Genomic DNA, 23,631 nt, shown 5'->3' with positions numbered 1-23,631 from the left:
CATCATGGTAGTTAATAAAAAATGAGCAGAAGACAACTATCTTCTGCCTTCTGCTTTAATTTTTTGGAATCACTTCTACAGAAACGATATCACCGATGTCTTTCTCAATTTTTTTACGAATATCTTTACGTATCCCTAAGATGTAGCAAATTGTTCCATCTTCGTTTTTCACTCCCATATTCACAATACTTCCCTCATATGCTACTCCATCAAATGTCGCTTGAACTTTGACTCGGCCTACACCAAACTCTTCTCTGAGATCATAAGGAAAAATGATATATGCGCCACCCTTACCTATTTCAGAAGCATAAATTTTTGACTGGAAAGAATATTTTTTTTGCATTTCCCCACCCCTTTTTTGTTCAGTATAACAAAAAAAAAGACCCTCCACAGCTGATCGTTCAACTGTAGGGAGGAGCCCTTTTTGAAATTAACTGATTCTTGCACTTACTTGATTAGCTGACTATTTATTTGCTTTGACTTCTTCAACTAATTTCGTTAATGCTTGTTGTTGGAATTGCGTTGCTAATTCTTTTGACAATGTTGCTTGTTCTTCTGGCGTCATGGCTGGATTTTCAGTCATAGCTTTCATCAGACCTTCTTGTACAAAAGCCTTTGCGTCGCTTTTCATCGTACTTTGTTGTTCTTTTACTCGTTGCGCTAATGTTTTTGCTTGATCCGTACTTAATTCAATCCAATCAGCTGGAATTTTAAAGGTATTCACACGACTGGCATATTCGTGGTTATTATCCGCTAGATTGAACCAGAATTTATACATATCATTTTTATAGACCCAATAAGTTGTTTTTGCTACTTTTTGCGCTTGACTAGTCGTACGTTCTACTTTATTGGTTTCATTATCAGTACCGGTAGCTTTTGGTTTCTTTTGGTCTTCATTCGTACGATAAAGGTAGACTTTTTCAGTCCCGTCACCTAACGCTTGATATAAAAGCATATTTGCACTATCTGAATCAGCACTTGATACGATGTTAGTGGTTTTCGTTTCAGTTACTTTTTCCATACCAAAATGGTTGGATAAATTAGCCACGATCAACCCTAAGGATGCCACAAAGACTAACCCAAAAAGTAATGATACAATTGTTTGCCAAGCTTTTTTTGCAAAGATATTCATTAGGGCAAAAGCCACTAAACTAATGATCAATACGAAAATAATCATGCTTTATCCCCCGCTTTCGCTAGAACAGGTTCTTTTCTCTTCAATAAGAAGGCAATCACAAAACCAATCACACCAAAGACGATCGCCACAAAGAATGCTGCGTGGTAACCAGATAATGTCGCATTGATCGCTTGGTCTTTATAAGTTAAAGGCGTGCTTTCTAAGACTGATTTTGCAGGTAGATTATCTTTTGTTACATTGGTCAATACACTGATCAAAATAGCTGTCCCAATCGAACTAGCAATTTGTCGGAAGGTATTGTTTACTGCAGTCCCATGACTGATCAGTTTGTTTGGTAAAGCATTCATACCAGATGTTGTTACTGGCATCATAACCATAGAGATCCCAAACATCCGAATCGCATAGAGAACAACAATATATAAAACAGGCGTTGTTTTTGTTAAGAAAGCAAATGGTGCTGTTGCAGCGGTTAGCACGAACATCCCGACAATCGCTAAACGTTTTGCACCGTGTTTATCAAAGATCGCACCTGTAATCGGCATCATCGCCCCCATAATCAAGGCACCGGGTAGTAACATCAAGCCAGAATGAAAAGCTGATTCGCCACGGATATTTTGGATATATAGAGGAACAACCATTTCAGCACCGACCATCGCCATATTCGTTACACCAGCTAAAACTGCTGCAATCGTAAAGGTTGATGATTTAAATACACGCAGTTCCAAGAATGGATTTTCCAAACGAAGTTGGCGCCATGCAAATAAGGCAATAAATATTACCCCTACGATCAAGAAGCCGATCACTTTCGCACTGCCCCATCCAGCATCACCGACACTTGAAAAGCCATAAAGCAAACTACCAAATCCAATTGTTGAAAGGATCGCAGATAGAATATCGATACTTGGATTTGATAACGGAATAACGCTTCGCATCAAGAAAAAGGCTAAGACCAAAACTAAGACGACAATTGGTAAGACCATACCAAATAGATCACGCCAATGATAGTTATCAATAATATAACCTGATAATGTTGGTCCTAAAGCTGGAGCCAATCCAATAACGATCCCTGACATCCCCATGGCAGATCCTCTTTTTTCTGGTGGGAAAATCGACAACATAATATTTTGTAATAAAGGCATTGAAACACCCACACCACAGGCTTGGATCAAACGTCCAATCAATAAAGTACTAAAGTTAGGGGCAACAAAACAGGTAATTGTTCCGATTAAAAAGACTGACATTGCTGATAAATATAAACTTCTTGAACTAAATTTATTGATCAGCCAAGCAGTAATCGGGATCATGATTCCGTTAACCAATAAGAACCCTGTTGTTAGCCATTGAACACTTGATGCAGAGATATCAAAATCTTTCATCAGCGTAGGAAAAGCTGTAGTTAATAAGGTTTGATTTAATACCGTACAAAAGGTACCAATCAATAAAACGACAACTAATAGTGTCCGATTATATGGTTTGCCGTAAATATCTACGGGTTGATTTTTATTCATATTTCTCCTTCTTTCTGAATTCTTTCTGAAACCACTTGAATACTTTAGTCCTATTTCGTTCATTTGTCAACCTACTTGACACATAAGTTATCCCAAGTATAATTAAGGAAAGTTAGACAACAAAAGGAGGGACAAAAATGGTAGGAGCATCCCTGAAACGTTTATTAGAAAATGATCATTTACTGGTAGGAATCAGTGAACTAAGTGAAATTGTCGGTGTGTCTCCACGTCAGTTACGATATTGGGAACAAAAAGAATTCATTCGTTCCGTTTCTACTGGTGTGAATTGTCCTCGAAAATATCAATTACCTACTGTTATCAAGGTTGAGATTATCAAAAAATATTTAGATGAAGGCTATACGTTGAACAAATCAGCTGAAAAAGCCGAAGAACGTCTAAAAAAAATGAAGCATGTCCGCAAAGTTTTTTCCAAAGCAATCAAAGAAATCGAATTGATTGATGAAAGATATACTGTTTTATTGATCGGTGATTTCAAAGAGACAACTGAAGACTCAAAACTTTATATCATCCACGATGAAGCAACAGATGAACTCACATATAAAATTGTCCCCGTAAGCGAAAAAATTGATTTCGAACAATTATTGAAAAATCTTTAAGCAATGGAAAATAAAATGTAGTCAATTCTCCCAATTTCTCATGTGTTTTACCAAAACAGTTTAAGAAATTGACGATAATCGACTACATTTTTTGCTTCTTTTCTATCTTTTTCAATTCACTACTATCATTAAATGAAGTTATTCAATTAAGTTTATCTTATATTCTCTATTCCATTTATTATTTCTATCTTTTTTGCTCTTCTAATACGCCCGTCAACCAATTCGCATATTCTGTTTCTCGATTGATCGCATGGGATAAAATCAAATAGTGTCCATAATTTTCTTCTTGTTCTTTTCTTGTTGGAAATATCCTCTCTTGACGTGCCAATAGATGTGCTCGCTTTTCTTCATGGAGATCCCGTTGCTGCTCAATGATCTCTCTCAACATCGGATCATTCACATCTTTCACAAAATATAATTTCAACACAAACTCGTCTCGATTGACTGGTAATTCATTCGTTGGCGTCCGAATCCATTCGTTTAACAATGCCTTTCCTTCATCCGTTAATTGATAGACTTTCTTCTCCAATTTCATCCCTGTAATTTCAACTTCATGTTTGATGATCCCTCGTTCTTCCATTCTTGCTAATTCAGGATAAATTTGACTATGCTTCGCTTGCCAAAACTCACCGATTTCATTTTTGAACGATTGGTTTAATTCATAGCCTGTCATCTTTTTTTTACTCAACAATCCTAACAAAATATAGCGTAGCGTATTTTTTCTCGCCATGCTCTCTCCTCCTTGACAAATCCTTTTATTCATTCTATCATAATCACGTAATCAAAAACATGTACTTTATTACATGTTTTAATTTAAAAGGAGCTGTTGTTTCATGAAAGAATTTAAAGAACTAGAAGATTTTATCGGTACACACTTTATTTATACGTACGATAATGGTTGGGAATATGAATGGTATGCTAAAAATGACCATACTATCGACTATAGAATTCACGGCGGAATGGTCAAAGGCCGTTGGGTCAAAGATCAAGAAGCAGATATCGTTAAGTTAACAGATGGCGTCTTCAAAATTACTTGGACTGAACCAACTGGTACTGACGTGGCCTTGGATTTCATGCCCAATGAAAAAAAATTACATGGAACGATTTTCTTTCCTAAATGGGTTGAAGAACATCCTGAGATCACAGTTACTTTCCAAAATGAACATATAGCTGAGATGGAAGCAGCACGTGAAAAATATGAAACTTATCCAAAATTGTTAGTACCAGAGTTCGCTAACATTACTTATATGGGCGATGCTGGTCTCAATAATGAAGATGTCATTAGTGAAGCTCCTTATGAAGGAATGCCTAGTGATATCCGAGAAGGTCGTTATTTTGATAAAAACTATAAACGGATAAAATAAGAATCATTCGTAGATTTGACTATTAGTCTTATACGAATAGGGAAAAACAACCATAGCATCTCATACTATGGCTGTTTTTTTAATTAACTATTGATCTAAATAAAGCGAGCAACAAAGGATGTATTTTGAAAATTTCCTGTAATAATGATAATTTTTTTCATATTTTTTCGAATTTCTTGCCACTCTTTTAGGTAAGCTTTATGATTAAATAAGTTACACTATCAAAAAAGGAGTATGACAATTGAAAAAATATGTTCCGTATTTGACAATTTTACTATTTGCATTCTTATTTGTTATGCCAAATATCCTAACACATGACCTTATCATTGGAGCAGATGCACCATTTCATTATAACCGTTTTTACGATGCCGCTGAACAATTCGCTAATTGGGATTTCCATTATTTCCCTTCCATGTATGGATTTCAGCAAAGCGGGCGTATCGTCAATGCGATCTATGGTCCGTTGTTTGCTTATTTTCAAGGCTTAATCGTTTTAGTTTCAGGCAGTTGGTTCCACTATCAAATCTTATCAAACTTTATTCTCTTTGTGATTTCTGGTTGGTCGATGTTGACACTATTGAATTATGTACAGGTGAAAAAATGGGTCAGCATACCAATCTCGGTATTATTTATGACGACTTATTCCATTCAATATTGGGCAATCAATCAGGGCTTTACCAGTTGGGGCACCTGTTTTTATCCCTTATGCATGATTCCATTAGTGGACTTTGTTGTTCATAAAAGATTTCCTGTCTTGAAAGTTACCTTTTCAATTGCACTGATGACTCAGATCCACTTACTGTCCACCGTTATGTTGGTACTGATGTATATCCCTTTTTATCTTTATTATTTCTTTACTCAGACAGAAAAAGGCAAAGCAATCGGGCAACTGATCAAATCTGTCCTCTTTTATTTTGTACTAACAGCAAATATTTGGGCAGGATTAGCTATCGTCTATGGTGGAAATAAGATTTTGCCACCTTTTGTCAACCGAGAGATGAGCCAAAAAGCAATCAATCTGGATGGCAGCTATTGGCTAGCGTATCCCAAGATTTTCCCAATTTTTTTATTGATCGGACTAATACTGTATCTTCTTTTCCGCCGTCACTACGACATTTTTACAAAGTTACTTTTACGCACAAGTCTTGGATTCTTCCTACTTTCAACCAGTTTGATCCCTTGGACAACACTAGTGGAAAAAGAGGTACCTTTCGTAAGCTTGATCCAGTTTCCTTTTCGTTTCTTTGTCCCATTTACCTTGCTCTTTCTACTCTTTTTAGCGCTTGCGCTAAATCAATGGGAAAAGAAAAATTGGTATCGTGCGTTGAGTGTCCTATTTCTCTTTGTCGCTTCTGCACAAACGATCCAAAACCTCTATCAGCATCTGGATAAATGGCAAGACGAAACATTTGTCAGCCGTCACACGTATCTCTTTGATACACCAGCAGAGGCAAGAAAAACATTTTATGACCATGATATGTCGACTAGTTTATTCGTTTTTCAAAAGACAACACCCGATTATCTACCAATCTATCATGAAACTAAAGCAAATAAATATGATCGCTATAATGAAGAAATCTTGGAGGGAGAAACCACGTTCATTAAATCTCATCCTGGAGGACGTTTAACGATCAAATGGAAAAACACTGGGGAAGAAACTGTCCATTTACCAGTCATTGTCTATGACCGCACAGTGTTACTGCAACACGGCAAAAAATTGACAGATTATCAATTAACAGATATCGGTACTCCTATCGTCAAACAGCACAATGGAATCAATGAGATCACTCTCTATTATGATTTACCAATTTTCTTTTACTTTGTGATGGCATTCTTCCTGATTGGTTGGTTCGTTTTGATCGGACTCTTTGTCAAAAATCGTTACCAGGTTGGGAGGATAACTAAAAAATAAGGGACTGGCTTCTGTGGATCAAAAAGAGAATATCTCAACACGGAAGCTGTCTCTTTTTTATACCTTTTTATAAAATAGCAAACAAATCGTCAAATATAGTAGTCCTAATAAACGAATCGTGTTAGTAGCTACTTTTTTTTCTAAACATAAGAAAAAATATTTATTTACTCTCTTCTTTTATAAACTATACTAGAATACAGAAAAGAAGGAGTGATACATATGCCTCAAACAACGAATCGACAATTGACTTTGAAAAAAAAAATCGGACATGCTTTTGTTCATCAATCTACGAATACTACCCTTAATACTGAGTCTCACCTTAAAATGATACTTAAAGATCTACCTGAGGATTCGCTATCAATTAAAGAATCAACTGATGAACGGCTGTATGAGCTGCCAAATAGTAAGACTGAGCCGCTATATGTAACTGTAATCGGTGATCGATCCCCTACGCCCATTTCAAATGTTCAGTCAACGAGTAAATCAACTTGTATTAATGACCAAGATTATTCTAAAAGAAATACCATTTTAGACATTTTAAAAAAAACTGCAAACTCTCCTGAAGAGGTAAAAGAGCTGACAAGCATCATAGAGCAGTTAATTAATGAACTGCCACATCGTGAGCCTAGCGGTGAAGAGCTGCAACCTCATGAGCCTAAAATCAAAGAGTCCCTCGTTGTACTTTTGAATCTTTTAGATAACTTGCCAATTCTAACCGATTCCGATAAAGATCGATTTATAGACCATTTTGATATTTTACATGAGGAAGTACTACATAGTACCAATTTACAAAAAAATACACCGGTAACTAAAGAGTCCAACTCCTTGAAAAAAGTTCGAGACCTCATTTCTGCCCCGCGGAAAAAAAGTCCAGCCGAGTTAAAAAAACAATGCAGAGGCCAAAGAAACAGAGAATTTTATTGCCTTCCTCCTTGGTGCTTCCCATCGCACTAACAGTCATTTCATTATCTAATCAAATTTCTGCACGTAGCTGAAGCTGTTGCAATCAAAAAGACCCATGGAAAGAAAGGATTTATCCATTTTTCTTTCCACGGGTCTTTTTGATCATTTTTATTGAATGGGGCTGACCGTTATCTCTACTCCATAATGGTCACTTACAATGATTTCTTGTTTTCCATCAAAAATACTACGATAAGAAGGAACTGAGAATTCCTGTGGTACATAGATATAATCGATTCGTAACTGCTCTGTATTCGTTTCCCATCCATCGATTTTCTGTTCAATGGTTGCCTGACCATGAACTTCTTGGGCAACAGTATAGGAATCGACAATCGCAAGAGGGCTTTTTTCAACCAAGCGATAGCCTGCCTCTCCTGCTGGATTGTTAAAATCCCCCATTAAAAACAGCGGATTTGAGAGATTAGCTAAGTGTTCCATCAAGCGATGCCATTCAAAAGCAAAGCCCTTCGTTTCATCTATCCACCAAGAAAAATGACAGCTTGCTAGAGTGATTGTTTGGTCATCGATCATCGTCTGACTGATCAAAATTTTCCGAGTGTGGTAATCCTCTTTTTGCTTTGTTTCAGAAACATAGATTGCTTCACTGGTTAGTGGTGTCTTAGAAAGCAGCGCATTCCCCTCTTCATAAATCCCATAACCGACATGACTCATTTCCCAACTCCAATAATAGTCTTTCCCTTGTTTGGCTAAGTAGCGCACCAAACAATAAGCAAAATTATCGACATGGACGGGCGATTGTTCTATAACTGGACAAAATTTGTTTAATTCTTCATTCACGATACTTTCGGAAGTGATTAGTTGATTGACTTCTTGTAAAGCAATCACATCATAATCTGCTTGACAGATTTTATCTACGATCTGGCGCATCTTTTCTTCTGGTGATTCTTCTAACCAGCTATGTGTATTCAAAGTCATCATCTTCATCTTCAATTCTCCTTATTGATTAAAACTTACTTCATTTCTTTTATGATAGGACAGCCATGGATTATTAGCCGTGATTGTTTACCCGCTCGCAGATATTCAAAAAAATAAGTCTGAGAACTCAAAAACGAAGTATAGCGTTTTCGTGTTTTCAGACTTATTTGAGAAACAGAAAAACTGACTATCGGAAACCAAATAAGGAATTAAATTTGGTACTGGTCATCTTACTCATTATTGTTGGGTGTCTTTTATAATGATCACAGTTTTATTTCGCCAATTACTGTTCCTAATTCCGTTGGTCCTAAATGTTTGAGAATCATTTCATTGACTTTCCCATCCGTAAATACCACCATAATCGTTATATCTTTTCCTTCATTTTTGATTTCGGTTAGATTCATTTGTGCCAGTTTTGCTCCTGCTTCAACGGTTTGACCTTCTGTTACCAGGATTTCAAAAGCTGGTTGATCCATTTGGACTGTGTCGATTCCCATATGGATTAGTACTTCTGCACCTTCTTCTGTTTCCATTCCAATAGCATGTTTGGTTGGAAAAATACTAACTACTTTCCCAGTAATAGGTGCCACAACTTCACCAGTCGTCGGAATAACAGCAAAGCCATCCCCCATCATTTTCTTTGAAAAAACAGGATCGTTGACTGTTGCCAAGTCTATCACTTCACCAGCTGCTACAGTCTGCAACTCTTTTCGTATACCTAACGTTTGGTTATTAACTGTGTCTTTTTCAACGACCACTTCTTCTACTGGAGCAGGAATAGGCGCCCCCGATTGAAGCAAATCTTCGATATCTGATTTTAATACATCGGCTTTTGGACCATAGACAGCTTGTACACCATTATCTTTGACGATTAGCCCCATAGCGCCTGCACGTTTCCATTCTTCTTCTGAACCTACTTTCTCACGATCAGCTACACTCACACGTAAACGTGTCATACACGCATCTACATCTTTGATATTATCTTTCCCGCCTAATAAATGAATGATTTTGATGATTTGTGGATCTGACGTGCCAGCTTGGACTGTCGTTTGTTCTCCATTCCCATTGCTATCGTTACTGTCACTATCATAATTACCATTACGCCCTGGTGTAGCAAAATTGAATTTTTTAATCATGAAGTTTGCCACAAAGTACGTAACGACTCCAAACAAAATGACGCAAATGACGAAGTTAAGCAAATCGCCACCAAGTCCCGCTTTCATCGCTAGAGGAGTTCTAGTTAACAATTCGATATTTCCAAAGGAATGAACACGTAACGGTAATAAATCTGCCATTGCAAATGCTGCCCCTTGGATCACAGAATAAACAATATAAAGTGGAACTGCAGCAAACATAAACATAAATTCTAATGGTTCAGTAACCCCTGTTAGAAAAACAGCTAATGCAGCTGAGAAATACATGGAACGATAGCGTGCTTTTTTATCAAGATCAACATTTCGATACATAGCTAAAGCTAACCCCATCAAAATACCAGAAGAACCAATCATTTGCCCCACTTTAAAACGAGCTGGTGTCCAGTTGTTCAACACAAATTCATACTGTGATAAATCCCCCGCACCTTTTAAATTCACCAAATCAGTAGCCCAAGCTAACCATAAAGGATCTTGCCCAAAGACTTGCGTTCCTGCTTGTGCACCAGATAAGATTTCATACGTGCCCCCTAATTGCGTATAATTGATCGGAATCGTCAACATATGATGCAAACCAAAAGGTAACAATAATCTTTCTAAGGTACCATAAAGAAATGGCGCTAAAACCGGTGCACTTTCTTGTGACTGAGCAATCCAAAGACCAAAATTATTAATACCTGCTTGGACATTTGGCCAGACAACAGCCAATACTAAAGCTACAATCGTTGACCAAAGAATCACTACAAAAGGAACAAATCGTTTTCCATTAAAGAAAGATAACGCATCAGGCAATTTACGATAATTGTAATATTTATTATAGGCCATTGCACCAACAAAACCAGCAATAATCCCTACAAACACGCCCATATTCAACGCAGGTGCCTCTAATACACTAGTAAAAAATCCTTTGACCATGATCTTCGTGCCAAATAATGTATGGGTAAAGGCATCTTCATTTGCTAGCATCTCACTCGTCACTCCGAAAATCGCTCCCGTGATCCGGTTGATCAAAACAAATGAGATCCCTGCTGCAAAAGCACCACCCGCACGCTCTTTTGCCCAACTTCCACCTATTGCTAAAGCAAACAACAGATGTAAATTCCCGATGATCGCCCAACCAATATTTTCAATGACACCACCCGTTGTTACTAAAAAAGCTAAGTTAGGGTCAATCAACGGGATAGATTTCCCGATGCTGATCATCAAACCCGCAGCTGGCATCACTGCCACAACAACCATTAAAGCTTTCCCAAATTTTTGCCAAAACTCAAAATTAAATAATTTCTTCATAACTCCTGCTCTCCTTTATGCAATCGGTTTCGTTGTTAGTTATTATAGCCTTTGTTTCTTTTTTTGTAAATGCTTTATTTTTGATTTTATTCACTTTCTACCCAAACAGTCGCTATCAGAAGAATCATTTTCTTTTCGCATTTAATAGTAACTTATTATCAAAACAGTGAATGTTTTCCAGGAAAATTATCTTTTCATTTCTTTGTTTTAAATCCCCGCTAAAAAATTCTGCTTTATTTATATTGACTTACGCAATCGGTTGCGTTTATTATAAACGTATCAATGAAATTATCTAGGAGGAGTACAATGAAACAAATCAAGCGCCTATTTCAAATTGATCCTTGGAAGATCAGCACCAACACATTAGATCGGGAAAATCTCCGTTTACAGGAATCTTTAACTAGTATTGGTAACGGATACATGGGCATGCGAGGGAATTTTGAAGAAGCCTATTCAGGTGATCATCATCAAGGAACTTATTTAGCTGGGGTTTGGTACCCCGATAAGACTCGTGTTGGTTGGTGGAAAAATGGCTATCCCGAATATTTTGGCAAGGTGATTAATGCAATCAATTTTATTGCCATGGATGTCTATATCGATGAGCAATTATTAGACCTTGCTACAATCGAACCAGAAGACTTTTATTGGGAATTGAATATGAAAAACGGTGTGTTATCACGTAGTTATACAGTAACGACTGCAACTAACAAACTAAAGATCACCTTTGAACGTTTTTTAAGTATCGTCAAAAACGAAGCTGCTTATATTCGTTTAACAGTTACGATGCTCGAAGGAAATGGCACGGTCAAAGTCATCTCTAAATTGGATAGTAACGTTCAAAATGAAGATAGTAACTATGATGAACATTTTTGGAATGAAATCGGTCGAGGTACTTCTGATGAAACAGCCTACTTAATGACCAAAACGATTCCAAATAATTTTGCGATCGAACAATTTACCGTAACAGCTGCCATGAGACATTTCGTGAATGAAGAATTAGCGCAACCAATTTACCACGAAGATACATTAGCCGTCCTTGGGGAATTTTCTTTCGACTTAACAACGAATCAATCCGTGACACTTGATAAAGAAGTACTTGTGTTGACGAGCCGTGACATCCCCGAAGCACAGCAAGTCCAACAGATTCTCCAAGAATTTAGTGACTTACAAAGTCATTATCTGCAAGCAAAAGCAGAACAAACCACTGCTTGGAGCAAACGCTGGGCACTGGCTGATGTGGTGATCGAAGGTGACGAGGAAGCACAGCAAGGGATTCGTTTCAATCTTTTCCAACTATTTTCTACTTATTACGGCGAAGATGAACGTTTGAATATTGGACCCAAAGGCTTTACAGGAGAAAAATACGGTGGTGCTACTTATTGGGATACGGAAGCTTACGCTGTCCCCTTATATCTTGCTTTGGCAAAACCTGAAGTGACAAAAAATCTCCTTAAATATCGCCATAATCAATTGCCTCAAGCTATTCATAATGCCCAACAACAAGGGTTAAAAGGCGCCTTGTACCCAATGGTTACTTTTACAGGAGTCGAATGCCACAACGAATGGGAAATCACCTTTGAAGAAATCCATCGTAACGGTGCGATCGCTTATGCGATTTACAACTATACGAACTATACAGGTGACACCGCTTATTTGAAAAAAGAAGGGTTAGAAGTATTAGTTGAGATTGCTCGTTTTTGGGCAGATCGGGTTCATTTTTCAAAACGTCATAACAAATATATGATCCATGGCGTGACTGGTCCGAATGAATATGAAAACAACATCAATAACAACTGGTATACCAATACGATAGCTTGCTGGGTATTAACGTATACCCGGGAAAACTATTTAAAATTCCAAACAGAAACTGCTGTAACGGTCACTGACGAAGAACTAACGAATTGGCAAACCATTGCAGAAAATATGTATTTTCCTAAAGATGAAGAATTAGGTATTTTTGTCCAACATGATACATTTTTAGATAAAGAATTATTGCCGGTATCAGAGCTATCTCCTAGCGAGCTTCCATTAAACCAACATTGGTCTTGGGACAAAATTTTGCGTTCTTGTTTCATTAAGCAGGCGGATGTGCTACAAGGAATCTATTTCTTCAACGACTCGTTTAGCAAAGAAGAAAAACAACGAAACTTTGATTTTTACGAACCAATGACCGTTCATGAGTCTTCCCTTTCACCAAGCATCCATGCCATTTTAGCTGCTGAATTAGGTATGGAGGATAAGGCAGTGGAAATGTATCAACGGACAGCCCGCCTTGATTTAGATAATTATAATAACGATACCGAAGACGGATTACACATCACATCGATGACTGGTAGTTGGCTCGCAATCGTCCAAGGATTCGCTCAAATGAAAACAGATCATGAACAGTTACGTTTTGCTCCTTTCTTACCAAACACGTGGACAGCCTACTCCTTCCATGTGAATTATCGTGGTCGTTTATTATTTGTTTCGGTGTCTAGTGAACAGGTGCAATTGACCTTAGTATCAGGCGAAAGTTGCCCATTAAAGGTGTACGAAAAAGCCTATCTTTTAGAAGACCAGTTAAAAGTACCTTTGCGTAAGGAGGAATTAGATGTTTAAAGGAGTTTTGTTTGACTTAGATGGGGTGATTACAGATACTGCGGAGTTCCATTATCGCGCTTGGAAAAAATTAGGTCAGGAAATCGGTGTTCCCATTGATCGAACATTCAACGAACAATTGAAAGGGGTTAGTCGAGAAGATTCACTTCGCTTATTGCTTTCCTACGGACAAAAAGAAAGTGAGTTTTCCCCACAAGAATTCCAAGAATTAGCGCACAGAAAAAATGAGTACTATCTTGAAATGATTCAAGCAATCACACCTGCAGATGTTTTTCCAGGGATATTGCCATTACTTGAAGAATTGAGAGCAAACAAGATCAAGATTGCTCTTGCTTCAGCCAGTAAAAACGGACCTTTTCTCCTTGCTAAAATGGCATTAACGCCATTTTTCGATGCAATTGCCGATCCTGCAACGATCAAACTGGGTAAGCCGGCTCCCGATATTTTCTTATTGGCCGCAAAAGAAATTGGCTTATCCCCACAAGAATGCATCGGGATCGAAGATGCACAATCTGGGATCAAAGCAATCCGTGCTAGCGGGGCATTTCCAATTGGTGTTGGACGAATAGAAGACCTTGGAAAAGATATCCCAGTCGTACCTGATACGACTTGCCTTACACTAGACTATTTAAAAAATGAGTGGACACAGTATGTCTAAACCTTCCATCACTGTGATCCCCATTCCCAACACCAACTTGAAGCAAATCACATTGAAGAACGACGAACTCACAGTCGTTCTTCTCAACTACGGGGCAAGGCTTCATCAAATTCTAGCTCCAGATAAAAATGGTCACTTAGAAAATGTCTTATTATCTTATGATTCCTTAGAAGACGTTTTAAAAGATCAAAGCTATTTTGGGGCAACGATTGGACCAGTTGCTGGCAGAATTAAAAATGGCTCTTGGGCTGATCATCAGCTAGAAAAAAACGAAGGAAATCACCATATCCATGGTGGTTCAAACGGTTGGGCATTTCAGTATTGGGAGGTAGAAGTTTTTGAGACTCCTACAGCGATCGGTGTTGTTTTTTATTTGCAGGATACTTTTTCCGGTTATCCCGGTCCGATCACCGCAACCGTTACGTATCAGATAACCCAAAATAAATTAGAAATGATCACCAAGACAAGCAGCTCGACTGAAACTATCTGCAACCCAACGAATCATGCGTATTTCAATCTTTCTGGCAATGGCAAACGAGATATCTACGATCATGAACTAACGATCCAAACAGATGGAATATTAGCCTTAGATCACGAAAAAATACCAACTGGTGAAGTGATCGCTCTCAGCGACTTACCGCTTAATTTTAAACACTCACATTCGCTAATGGAAATTTTAACGAATGATCCAAACGGACTAGATGATGCTTTTGTTTTAAGTACGCCTAAACGAACGAAGAAAATACTTACCTTGACCGAAAAGCAAGCTGGTCGCCAGTTGTCTATAGCAACGACGAGCAAAAGTATGGTATTATTTTCTACGACTGGATTTGAAGCAGATTTTTTAATCAATGGCCAAAAAATGCACTCAAATTATGGGTTGGCAATTGAACCACAAGAACTTCCTGATGCCGTTCATTTCCCTGAATTTGGGTCAATCGCATTATATCCGGGACAAGAAAAAATTTGCTCTACCACTTATCAATTTCATCGTTTAAATGAAAAGCAAGTCTAGAAAAGAGGTGTATCGTTTATGGCGATCACAGTGAAGGATGTAGCCAAAAAAGCTGGTGTTGCGACCTCGACTGTTTCACGGGTCATCAATGACCATCCAAGCATCTCAGAGGCAACCAAAAAGAAAGTACGAAAAGTCATGGATGAACTAGGCTATGTACCAAATATCACTGCTAGAAATCTAGGGAAAAGAATTTCTAGCGCAATTGGCGTCATTCTCCCACCCCTTGATTCAAAAGAACGGATTGGGAATCCTTTTTATCTTGAGATCATGGAAGCGATCAATGAAGAAGCACGCCGTTATGATCTGACAACTGCTATAGCAACAGCCAAAAATTTTGATACTTTATTAGAAAACGTGCAACGGATGCATCTGCAAAAACAAGTCGATGGGTTTATTTTAGTTTATTCCGACAGTGAAGATCCTGTCATAGATTATCTCTATACGAATGAGATTCCTTTCACTTTAATTGGTCAGCCTTACCGACATGAGAATGAAATCATTTATGTCGATAATGATAACCAATTATTAGGTAAACAAGCCACGGATTTCTTGATTCAAAACGGTCATGAAAACATTCTTTTCGTAACCAATACAACCCACGAGAGCCTTTACTTCGAACGTTATTTTGGCTACCAAAAAGCCTTGATGCTAGCTGGACTTACAGTTCATCCTAGTGTAGTGATCGAACAACCCGAAGATTATTTAGCTTTTGATGCCATTTTGAAAAAGTCCCAAGCAACAGCGCTTGTAGTCATTGACGATATTTTTGCCTTACGAACGATGCAACTAGCACAGATGTATGGCTATCGAATTCCTGATACCCTATCGATCATCAGCTTCAATAACTCTATTTTCGCTACATTGACTCACCCTTATTTAACCAGTATCGATATCGATATTTCTGAATTAGGAAGGGTTGCGATGCAAAAATTATACGAATTGATCCACGATGAAATCAGCAGCGGTGTTCGTTTAGTCATTCCTCATCAACTCGTCAAACGAGAAACCGTCGTTCCTCGTTTATAAGAAAAAAAATAAAACAACTGTTGAACACACAAATAAACTATTTGTAGTGTCTTCAGTTGTTTTTTTACTATACAGGTTCATTTTTTAAGAATCTACACTCTTCAAATAACTTTTTCATGAAAAAGAAACTGAGTATAAAAAGCTATTTCGATTCTCGTTCTCAAACCTTGATGGTGCCTAGACTATTCACTGGTACGTTTTTTCATCTTTTGATTAAGCCAGAAACCACTCAAAATCGTAAAAATCGGTGCTAAGATCGAGAAGAAAGTAAATGGTAGATATTGTAATGCACTGACTTTCATCGTGCCCATAATAAAGGTACCACTAACTCCCCACGGAACGAGTGAATTAACGGTTGCTCCAGCATCTGCCAAAGTTCTGGTAAGATACTTTTTATTAACGCCCGCACGATCAAACGATCGCTTAAAGGTTTCGCCTGGTAAAATGATCGACAAGTACTGTTCGCCTACGATCAAATTGATCCCGATACAGCTTAATGCTGTAAAGCCAACCAAGCGAGAAGGCCGATCCATTTTTTCTCGCAATTCCTGAACAATCGTTTCCACAATCGTATATTTGATCAACAAGCCACCCAAAGCTAAAGCTAGAAGAATCAAGCTTGCTGAACCAAGCATACTAACAATTCCCCCTCTTGAAAGCAATTCATTGATTTTAGGGTCTGCTGTATGGGCAACATAGCCGTTCATTAAAATATTAGCTACTTTTGACATCGTTAAATGTGGTTGATTGATGAAGGAAAGAACAATCGCAGCAGTTGAACCAACTAGTAGTGTTGGAATCGCTGGAATTTTTTTAATCGCTCCACCAAACAAGATCACTAATGGGATCAACGTCCATGGAGAGATCCAGAAACCTGCTTTCATGTTTTGGATCATATCCGTGATCGCATGTAGATCCGCTGTGTGACTTCCATTCCCAAGAAAAACATAAAATAACATAGCAATTAAAAATGCCGGCAAATCAGTGTAACGCATTTGAGCGATATGCTCAAATAAATTTACTTCTCCGATCCCTGCCGCCAGGTTCGTAGTATCAGATAACGGCGAACAATTATTTCCTAAAAAAGCCCCCGAAACAACTGCTCCTGTCGTCATCGCATCACTAAAACCTAAAATATGACCGATTCCTAAAAAAGCAATACCGATCGTCGAAATCGTTGTAAATGAGCTTCCCACCGTAATCCCGACGATTGCACAAACAAGAAAAGCAGTCGGTAAGAAAAAGCGAACCGAGATCAATTGGAAACCATAAACCATGATCGTTGGAATTGTTCCAGATAAAATCCACGAAGCTACCAAAACACCAATCAACAGAAAAATCAAAATTGGGATGATCCCTGGAGTAATTCCTTTGACAATCCCATCATGAATCTCATCCCATGAGAAACCTCTAAATCGTCCGTAAAATAACAAACACATGAAAGCGATTAGTATAGGAATATGCGGAGACAATTGAAATCCAATAATCAGTATTCCTAATATCGCCAACAATATGAATAAAACTGCCATACTTTCTTTCACAGATATTTTTTTATTCATCGTATCTTCTCCTATTTTTTTTACAAAAAAAGCCCTACCTAAAAAAAGCGTTCTTTTGGTAGGACAACTGGTCATAGCATCATTTTTTTGTTTTAGCGGATAGACGATGCTAATGACGATTATTTTCTCAAATCCGCTGAACCTTATGATTAGCGTTATTTTCGCAAAGGTTCCCTGATTAAAAAGCATACATTTGGCAAACCATGCTGTAACAGACATGAGCTACTTCTGGAACACCGTTTGTTAGGAATAAGGGACTGTGACAAGTTTTTTGTCATAGCCCCCTTCCCTATTTACATTTTTTACTTGCTTCTTATTTATTCTATTCTTTTAAACTCTTTTCTACTTCGCTTCCCCAAGAATCATTTTTAAAACGATTGATGATCAAAGGAATGACAAACATAACAATTGCAATAATTGCTACCAATAATGCATCCGTCAAGGTAGATGTTCCTAAAGTGGATACAACTACTGCAATGATAGAGAAAATCAACATGCAGCTAACTACCCAAGCCATTCCATTTCCTTTTTTACCAATTCGATAAGGACGTTCTAAATCTGGATGGCTTTTTCTCATTTTGATCAATGAAACAGCAATCAAAATATAGACGATACAATAAATAACAGTTGTAGCATTTGTTAATGTTAAGAATACAGCACTGACGTCATCCATTACGCCATAAAGTAAAGCGAATAATGAAATAACGATTGATTGAGTTAATACGACATTACGAGAAACACCATATTCATTTTCTTTATGGAATCCAAATTTAGGTGGTAAGAAACCTTCACGTGCTACTTGGATAATCGTTTTAGATGGTCCAGTTACCCATGCAGATAATTGAAGTAACACACCGATAAACACCATAAAGCTGAAGATGTTCCCAATAATTGTTGGTAAGCCAAGGATTTGGCAATAAATCAAGATTGGTTGCGTAATGTTTGCTAATTCCATTTTTCCATTTGGTACAACATTGGCAACTAACATTGCATTGATCACGTTCAATAAAACAAGACCAATCAACGCAATAAAGACCCCTTTAGTGTAGTTTTTCGTTGCATCTTTTAAACGAGGCATGTAAACAGAACTCATTTCGATACCAACAAAAATAAATGTGATACCTGCAAGATATTTCAATGATTCACTATGTTGTAAATCTGGGAAAGCTTTTGACCAAGAAAAATCTCCTAAGTAACCATTAGATACTAGACCCACTTTGAATGCGGCGAATAAACCAAGGACAAACATGATAACCACTGGGATATACACACCTAACCAAACGCCGATGTTCCCACCAACTTTGGCCATATCAAATTTCAAGTTCAAAATTGTAATGATCCAATAAATAACTAAAATACAACCTAATACAAATAAATGATTATTGCCTAATTCTACGTTCCCGAATGTATTTCCTAATAATGGACCTAATGTTGATGCAACCATAACCATCCCTGGGAACATTTGAACCCAAAGCAACCAGGCAACAACAAATCCCCATTTACTTCCTAAGGCAGTTTTGACCCATAATTGTGGTCCACCTTCTTGTGGAAGCATCGTAGAAAGCTCACCAGAAACCATCGAAATAGGACCGGCAAAAAACAGTACGGCAAAAATTGAATAAAAAATCAATGTCCAACCAACGGCTGCTAAAGTCGGAATACTCCGAACTGTCGCACACAAAGCCATCGTCAGACCGACAAAGGTCCCAAGACCCATTTTACTTACTTGTGATTTACTCACTGTTGACACGCTCCTTGTTTTTTTTGAATAAAAAAACGTTGTCTTCAAAGTAATCCCAAGTCGCAAGACAAAAGCCAAGAGGTTGTTCCCCACAACTTTTTTAGTATAAAAACGATGCTTAGTGACTGGATTTTATTAGTTATTATTTGCTAAAAAAGAAAAATCTGAAATAGTCTTGTGTTCCATTCGCTGTATTTGTATTGAAGCTTTTCGATCTTTCTCTTCATTCATATCAAATACCTAAAAGAGCGCAAGCTATTTCATTACAACCTCGGCTGTTTTGAACGGATTACTTGTATCGCTTCAAAGACAACCTGTAAAACAAAAAACACCTGAGCAGATAACAGAAGTGCTGAGCTCAGAAAAACCAGCAGAAGAATCTAAAAAATAACTTTTTGTATTTTAAAGATCCTTCAACTGTATTTTTCGATTGAGCTACCACCGTTTATTCGGTTTTATAGCATACAATAAAAGTGACTTCTACTTCTTATACTCAGAATGTTTTTTATTTTATTATTTTTCTTCGCTTGCTAGTAATTGATTTGCGTAGATTTTTTCTAATTTTTCTTGAAGAGCTGCTTTGATTTTTCCAGCATATTCTTCGAAGTTTTCTGCTTTATTCATGTATGGTGTCATTACACTTGCACGTAAAACAGTTACTTTTCCTGCACGGTTCCATTCTTCATCTGAGAAACCTAATTGGTTCACAAATTGTAATGGGCTGTTGCCATAATCTGGAATAGCAAAGTCAGTGTGTGATGTCAAGAATTCATTACCATAGATGCTACCTTTAACGTATGAAGAGTAGTCATAAACGTCATGATTCAATTTGTTCATTGCAACTAGATCGTCGTTGCCTTTTTCTTTAAATACATAGTCAACCATATTGAAATCTGGGTAAGTTAATGGATGTACTTCGATTTCTTTATCGCCAACTTTAAATGATAAATCTTGTAAGAAGTTATAGAAACGATGTGCTCCTTCGATTGAAGCTCCCATCAATTTACCATAACCAGTTACATTAAGTGGTAAGACATGATGTGCAGCCCAAACACTAGCAGCAGTTGCCCCTGCTTTTGAACCTTCTAAAATGTATGCACCAAGTAATGCTGGGATATCTGCGCCTTTTTCAAACACGTAAGTAGCAAAGTAAGAAATAACGTCGCGCATACGTACGTCTTTGATGACGATCCCACCAGCTGAGTAAGGAACATAACCCATTTTATGTGGATCAATTGTTACAGATTCTGCTTCTTCAATTGCTTTGAAGGCACGGTGTACATCTTCTAAGATATAATCTTTGTTTTCTGTAAATACATGATGTTTTGCATGCACATCTTTTAATTCTTCAAATGGAATAAAGTTATTTTCTTCGTCTAAGAAAATGGAACGACCATAACCGCCGTAAGCAGCATCAACATGCAAGTAGAAGTAAATACCATCTTTTTCTAATACTCGACGTAATGCAACGATTTTATCGATACCGTCAATGGCTCCTTCTTCTGTCGAACCAACAACACCGACTACACCCAAGATTGGTGTTTTTTCAGCTGCTAGTTGACGAACGATTTTTTCAAGTTCGTTGATATCCATTCGATAGTTGTGATCAACTGGTACAGGGATTACTTGATCTAACCCGATACCGATGATATCAGCTGCTTTTAGCCATGAGTAATGTTTCGTTTGTGGTACTAACCATTTTCCTAATTGTTGTAAATGTTTTCCGCTACGTGCAGAATGTGCTTTGATGTCATCAATTTTTTCTGGAACACTATCTAACAAGTCCATGATTTCTTTTGTAGACATGTTCATCAATTCCCAGTCACTTTTTCCTGAGACTAATTCAGGTGCAACTTCTTTCATTGCAAGTGGAAGTGATTTGATGTTACGTGCATACCAAAGACCTTCTAAGTTAGCTAAAGAACCATCAGCAACGATGTGTCCCCAGCCATCTTTATAGCCCATTAATTTCGCAAACTCTAGTCCTACTTCTTCTTCCATTTGACTTGTTGCTGGAGAAGATTCGTAAGCAACGTTGTTACCATTCCATAGCATTGCGAAATTATATGCTAGTAAAGATGGCATTAATGTTTCAGAGTTCATATGACCCCAATAACGTCCAGCTGTATGCCATGGTACTGAGTGAGTACGCATACGAGCTGAGATTTCAGATAAAACATCTTTTGTTTTATTGACTGTGTGCTCAAAACTTGCACTACTTTGTTCTTCTGGTGTAATAACTGGCATGTCTTGTGGCATGTAGTTTTGTCGCCAGCCTAAATGTTCATCTACTAAATCGTTCAACAAATCTTTATAGAGTTGGCCGTTCTCCGCTTTGTCTCCGATAAATAGTGCATTTAGGTTTAATTCATTTGACAATGATTCCATGTGAAACCCTCCTAAAAAATATTTAAATTTTGTCGAGCCCTACATTACACCTGTTTTTTATTTCTGTAAACTAAATCACAAGTGGTTTTTTAATCATTTTATAATAATTGTCAATTGTGTAAATTGTTTACACATTTAAAAAAATTAAAAAAAACGAGGGAATTTACAAAAGTAAATTCCCTCGTAAAGATTGTATTAACGAGATCCCACGTCACCCTTTTAGGTTGGGTTTCAAAATTGGAATCTTGTAATAGAGTTGACCATTTTCAAGCCAAAAAATTACTAAATTCTAATCAACTACTTTGGCCAAAAAGTAATTTTTCTTACCCTTTCGAATAACCACAAACTTACCATCAAATTCCTTCGATGGATCTATGACAAAATTTAAATCGGTAACACGGTCACCGTTAATACTTATAGCTCCGTTTGAAACATCTTCACGCGCTTGACGTTTTGATGGTTCAATTTTTGTGGAAACCAATAATTCCACGATATTTTCAGGTTTACTTGAAATTTCAACGTTTGGCATTTTACCAAATCCTTGAGCGATCTCAGCTGCATTTAATTCTTTGATGTTTCCAGAGAACAATGCTTCTGTTATTTTTTGTGCTTCTTTCAAGTCTTCTTCACTATGAACGAATCTCGTCACTTCTTCTGCTAAACGTCGTTGTGCTTCACGTTTTTCAGGTTCAGTTTCAACTTTTTTCGCCAAATCTTCAATTTCTTCTTGTGATAAGAAAGTAAAGAATTTCAAGTATTTCACAACATCTCGGTCATCTTGGTTCAACCAGAATTGGTAGAACTCAAATGGTGATGTTTTCTCAGGATCTAACCAGATAGCGCCACCGGCAGTTTTACCAAATTTTGTCCCATCCGCTTTTAACATCAATGGGATCGTTAAACCGAATGCTTCTGCTTCTGGTCCTTCTAATTTACGGATTAAGTCTAATCCAGCTGTGATGTTCCCCCATTGATCAGCACCACCGATTTGTAGTTGAACATCATATGTTTTGTGTAAGTGTAAAAAGTCAATTGATTGCAAGATTTGGTAAGTAAATTCTGTAAATGAGATACCGACTTCCAAACGACTTGCTACGATATCTTTCGCTAACATCGTGTTAATATTGAAGTTTTTACCGTAATCACGTAAAAATTCAAGTAATGAGATTTTTGATAACCAATCATAGTTATTCACAAACGTGATGTTTGCATCTTTCCCAAATAATTTTCTCATTTGGTTAGATAAAGCATCAACATTATGTTGGACTTGTTCCATTGTTTGTAAGACACGTTCTGTCTTACGACCACTTGGGTCTCCAATTGTACCTGTTCCGCCACCAATCAGAATGTATGGATGATGTCCTGCCAATTGAAATCTTTTCATCATCATAAATGGAATCAAATGTCCGATGTGCATAGAATCCCCAGTTGGGTCAACTCCGCAATATAGTGAAATACTCTTTTCGTCAACAAGTTCACGAAGTCTTTCTTCATTCGTTTGTTGGTTAATGGCATCACGCCAAGTTAATTCGTCGATAATATTCATGTTAAATCCCTCCGTATCATTTTATTGTGAAAGCAGGAACCTGCTATCATTCATACTAATTAAAATCAATAAAAAAAATCCCTTGGTTAACTAACCAAGGGACGAAATCTCGCGGTACCACCCATTTTATATGTTTCATTCAAAACATATCACTCAAACATTTAACGCTGTCACGTGACAAATCAATGCCAAAGGCTCCTAAAATGTAATTCGTCTTA

18 protein-coding genes and 1 other annotated feature (1 of these 19 cut by a window edge) are annotated in these 23,631 nt (G+C 37.4%); of the genes, 8 read left to right on the top strand and 10 right to left on the bottom strand.

Features of this window, described 5'->3' with window-relative positions; all coding sequences use genetic code 11:
- Positions 1-55 precede the first annotated feature (55 nt).
- From AB5M32_RS07125 to AB5M32_RS07115, 3 genes are all read right to left on the bottom strand, one after another.
- Positions 56-343 carry a DUF1905 domain-containing protein gene (locus AB5M32_RS07125; protein ID WP_034699260.1) on the bottom strand — a complete coding sequence of 96 codons (288 nt, stop codon included), beginning with the start codon at positions 341-343 and terminating at the stop codon, positions 56-58.
- 120 nt (positions 344-463) lie between these two features.
- The gene (locus AB5M32_RS07120) at positions 464-1,177 is read right to left on the bottom strand and encodes a DUF4811 domain-containing protein (protein ID WP_178286900.1); all 714 of its coding nucleotides are present in this window, start codon (positions 1,175-1,177) and stop codon (positions 464-466) included.
- Positions 1,174-2,646: an MDR family MFS transporter gene (locus AB5M32_RS07115; RefSeq protein ID WP_010736928.1), complete on the bottom strand. Its 1,473-nt coding sequence runs from the start codon at positions 2,644-2,646 to the stop codon at positions 1,174-1,176. Before AB5M32_RS07115 ends, AB5M32_RS07120 begins: the two co-directional genes overlap by 4 nt.
- A gap of 137 nt (positions 2,647-2,783) precedes the next feature.
- On the opposite strand from AB5M32_RS07115, the gene AB5M32_RS07110 reads away from it, so the two are divergent.
- Entirely contained in the window at positions 2,784-3,263 is a 480-nt protein-coding gene (locus AB5M32_RS07110; RefSeq protein ID WP_010720251.1) for a MerR family transcriptional regulator, read from the top strand.
- 184 nt (positions 3,264-3,447) lie between these two features.
- Here AB5M32_RS07110 and AB5M32_RS07105 read toward each other — a convergent pair whose 3' ends face one another.
- Positions 3,448-3,993: a PadR family transcriptional regulator gene (locus AB5M32_RS07105; RefSeq protein ID WP_063626489.1), complete on the bottom strand. Its 546-nt coding sequence runs from the start codon at positions 3,991-3,993 to the stop codon at positions 3,448-3,450.
- A 103-nt stretch (positions 3,994-4,096) separates the two neighbouring features.
- On the opposite strand from AB5M32_RS07105, the gene AB5M32_RS07100 reads away from it, so the two are divergent.
- From AB5M32_RS07100 to AB5M32_RS07090, 3 genes are all read left to right on the top strand, one after another.
- Positions 4,097-4,627 carry a phenolic acid decarboxylase gene (locus tag AB5M32_RS07100; RefSeq protein ID WP_368024377.1) on the top strand — a complete coding sequence of 177 codons (531 nt, stop codon included), beginning with the start codon at positions 4,097-4,099 and terminating at the stop codon, positions 4,625-4,627.
- Positions 4,628-4,868: 241 nt separating this feature from the next.
- The gene (locus AB5M32_RS07095) at positions 4,869-6,539 is read left to right on the top strand and encodes a hypothetical protein (RefSeq protein WP_178286901.1); all 1,671 of its coding nucleotides are present in this window, start codon (positions 4,869-4,871) and stop codon (positions 6,537-6,539) included.
- 219 nt (positions 6,540-6,758) lie between these two features.
- Positions 6,759-7,493 carry a hypothetical protein gene (locus AB5M32_RS07090; protein ID WP_178286902.1) on the top strand — a complete coding sequence of 245 codons (735 nt, stop codon included), beginning with the start codon at positions 6,759-6,761 and terminating at the stop codon, positions 7,491-7,493.
- A gap of 117 nt (positions 7,494-7,610) precedes the next feature.
- On the opposite strand, the gene AB5M32_RS07085 is transcribed toward AB5M32_RS07090, so the two are convergent.
- Together AB5M32_RS07085 and AB5M32_RS07080 are read right to left on the bottom strand one after the other, a co-directional pair.
- Positions 7,611-8,444 carry an endonuclease/exonuclease/phosphatase family protein gene (locus AB5M32_RS07085; protein ID WP_063626486.1) on the bottom strand — a complete coding sequence of 278 codons (834 nt, stop codon included), beginning with the start codon at positions 8,442-8,444 and terminating at the stop codon, positions 7,611-7,613.
- 254 nt (positions 8,445-8,698) lie between these two features.
- Positions 8,699-10,876: a PTS transporter subunit IIBC gene (locus tag AB5M32_RS07080; protein WP_178286903.1), complete on the bottom strand. Its 2,178-nt coding sequence runs from the start codon at positions 10,874-10,876 to the stop codon at positions 8,699-8,701.
- 306 nt (positions 10,877-11,182) lie between these two features.
- Between AB5M32_RS07080 and AB5M32_RS07075 the strand changes: the two genes are divergently transcribed.
- Genes AB5M32_RS07075 through AB5M32_RS07060 form a run of 4 tightly spaced genes read left to right on the top strand, consistent with a single transcriptional unit; the run spans position 11,183 to position 16,179 of the window.
- Complete coding sequence (locus AB5M32_RS07075) at positions 11,183-13,477, top strand: glycoside hydrolase family 65 protein (RefSeq protein WP_178286904.1); 2,295 nt, start codon at positions 11,183-11,185, stop codon at positions 13,475-13,477.
- On the top strand, positions 13,470-14,135 hold the full coding sequence (pgmB, locus tag AB5M32_RS07070) for a beta-phosphoglucomutase (RefSeq protein WP_034699286.1): 666 nt from the start codon (positions 13,470-13,472) through the stop codon (positions 14,133-14,135). Before AB5M32_RS07075 ends, pgmB begins: the two co-directional genes overlap by 8 nt.
- Positions 14,128-15,150, top strand: a complete 1,023-nt coding sequence (locus AB5M32_RS07065; protein ID WP_161645472.1) for an aldose epimerase family protein — start codon at positions 14,128-14,130, stop codon at positions 15,148-15,150. The genes pgmB and AB5M32_RS07065 overlap by 8 nt, the downstream gene beginning before the upstream one ends.
- An 18-nt stretch (positions 15,151-15,168) precedes the next feature.
- Positions 15,169-16,179, top strand: a complete 1,011-nt coding sequence (locus AB5M32_RS07060; RefSeq protein ID WP_178286905.1) for a LacI family DNA-binding transcriptional regulator — start codon at positions 15,169-15,171, stop codon at positions 16,177-16,179.
- Positions 16,180-16,361: 182 nt separating this feature from the next.
- Here AB5M32_RS07060 and nhaC read toward each other — a convergent pair whose 3' ends face one another.
- The 4 genes from nhaC to tyrS form a co-directional block, all read right to left on the bottom strand.
- Positions 16,362-17,738, bottom strand: coding sequence for a Na+/H+ antiporter NhaC (gene nhaC / locus AB5M32_RS07055; RefSeq protein ID WP_010720262.1), 1,377 nt, complete (start codon positions 17,736-17,738; stop codon positions 16,362-16,364).
- 322 nt (positions 17,739-18,060) lie between these two features.
- Positions 18,061-19,479, bottom strand: coding sequence for a tyrosine-tyramine antiporter (gene tyrP, locus AB5M32_RS07050; RefSeq protein WP_178286906.1), 1,419 nt, complete (start codon positions 19,477-19,479; stop codon positions 18,061-18,063).
- Positions 19,480-19,992: 513 nt separating this feature from the next.
- The gene (tdc, locus tag AB5M32_RS07045) at positions 19,993-21,867 is read right to left on the bottom strand and encodes a tyrosine decarboxylase (RefSeq protein WP_010736916.1); all 1,875 of its coding nucleotides are present in this window, start codon (positions 21,865-21,867) and stop codon (positions 19,993-19,995) included.
- A 289-nt stretch (positions 21,868-22,156) separates the two neighbouring features.
- Complete coding sequence (gene tyrS, locus AB5M32_RS07040; RefSeq protein ID WP_010736915.1) at positions 22,157-23,413, bottom strand: tyrosine--tRNA ligase; 1,257 nt, start codon at positions 23,411-23,413, stop codon at positions 22,157-22,159.
- Between the two features lie 94 nt (positions 23,414-23,507).
- Positions 23,508-23,631, bottom strand: a binding site (T-box leader) (it continues 82 nt past the right edge of the window).

Source organism: Enterococcus sp. C57 (assembly GCF_040887305.1).
Lineage (GTDB): Bacteria > Bacillota > Bacilli > Lactobacillales > Enterococcaceae > Enterococcus_B > Enterococcus_B hirae.
This window is presented reverse-complemented; position numbering and strand designations above follow the sequence as displayed.

What these genes read in the sequence shown, in the direction of transcription:
- AB5M32_RS07125 (WP_034699260.1), bottom strand. Translation starts at nt 343, where the DNA reads ATGCAAAAAAAATATTCTTTCCAGTCAAAAATTTATGCTTCTGAAATA.
- AB5M32_RS07120 (WP_178286900.1), bottom strand. Translation starts at nt 1,177, where the DNA reads ATGATTATTTTCGTATTGATCATTAGTTTAGTGGCTTTTGCCCTAATG.
- AB5M32_RS07115 (WP_010736928.1), bottom strand. Translation starts at nt 2,646, where the DNA reads ATGAATAAAAATCAACCCGTAGATATTTACGGCAAACCATATAATCGG.
- AB5M32_RS07110 (WP_010720251.1), top strand. Translation starts at nt 2,784, where the DNA reads ATGGTAGGAGCATCCCTGAAACGTTTATTAGAAAATGATCATTTACTG.
- AB5M32_RS07105 (WP_063626489.1), bottom strand. Translation starts at nt 3,993, where the DNA reads ATGGCGAGAAAAAATACGCTACGCTATATTTTGTTAGGATTGTTGAGT.
- AB5M32_RS07100 (WP_368024377.1), top strand. Translation starts at nt 4,097, where the DNA reads ATGAAAGAATTTAAAGAACTAGAAGATTTTATCGGTACACACTTTATT.
- AB5M32_RS07090 (WP_178286902.1), top strand. Translation starts at nt 6,759, where the DNA reads ATGCCTCAAACAACGAATCGACAATTGACTTTGAAAAAAAAAATCGGA.
- AB5M32_RS07085 (WP_063626486.1), bottom strand. Translation starts at nt 8,444, where the DNA reads ATGAAGATGATGACTTTGAATACACATAGCTGGTTAGAAGAATCACCA.
- AB5M32_RS07080 (WP_178286903.1), bottom strand. Translation starts at nt 10,876, where the DNA reads ATGAAGAAATTATTTAATTTTGAGTTTTGGCAAAAATTTGGGAAAGCT.
- AB5M32_RS07075 (WP_178286904.1), top strand. Translation starts at nt 11,183, where the DNA reads ATGAAACAAATCAAGCGCCTATTTCAAATTGATCCTTGGAAGATCAGC.
- pgmB (WP_034699286.1), top strand. Translation starts at nt 13,470, where the DNA reads ATGTTTAAAGGAGTTTTGTTTGACTTAGATGGGGTGATTACAGATACT.
- AB5M32_RS07065 (WP_161645472.1), top strand. Translation starts at nt 14,128, where the DNA reads ATGTCTAAACCTTCCATCACTGTGATCCCCATTCCCAACACCAACTTG.
- AB5M32_RS07060 (WP_178286905.1), top strand. Translation starts at nt 15,169, where the DNA reads ATGGCGATCACAGTGAAGGATGTAGCCAAAAAAGCTGGTGTTGCGACC.
- nhaC (WP_010720262.1), bottom strand. Translation starts at nt 17,738, where the DNA reads ATGAATAAAAAAATATCTGTGAAAGAAAGTATGGCAGTTTTATTCATA.
- tdc (WP_010736916.1), bottom strand. Translation starts at nt 21,867, where the DNA reads ATGGAATCATTGTCAAATGAATTAAACCTAAATGCACTATTTATCGGA.
- tyrS (WP_010736915.1), bottom strand. Translation starts at nt 23,413, where the DNA reads ATGAATATTATCGACGAATTAACTTGGCGTGATGCCATTAACCAACAA.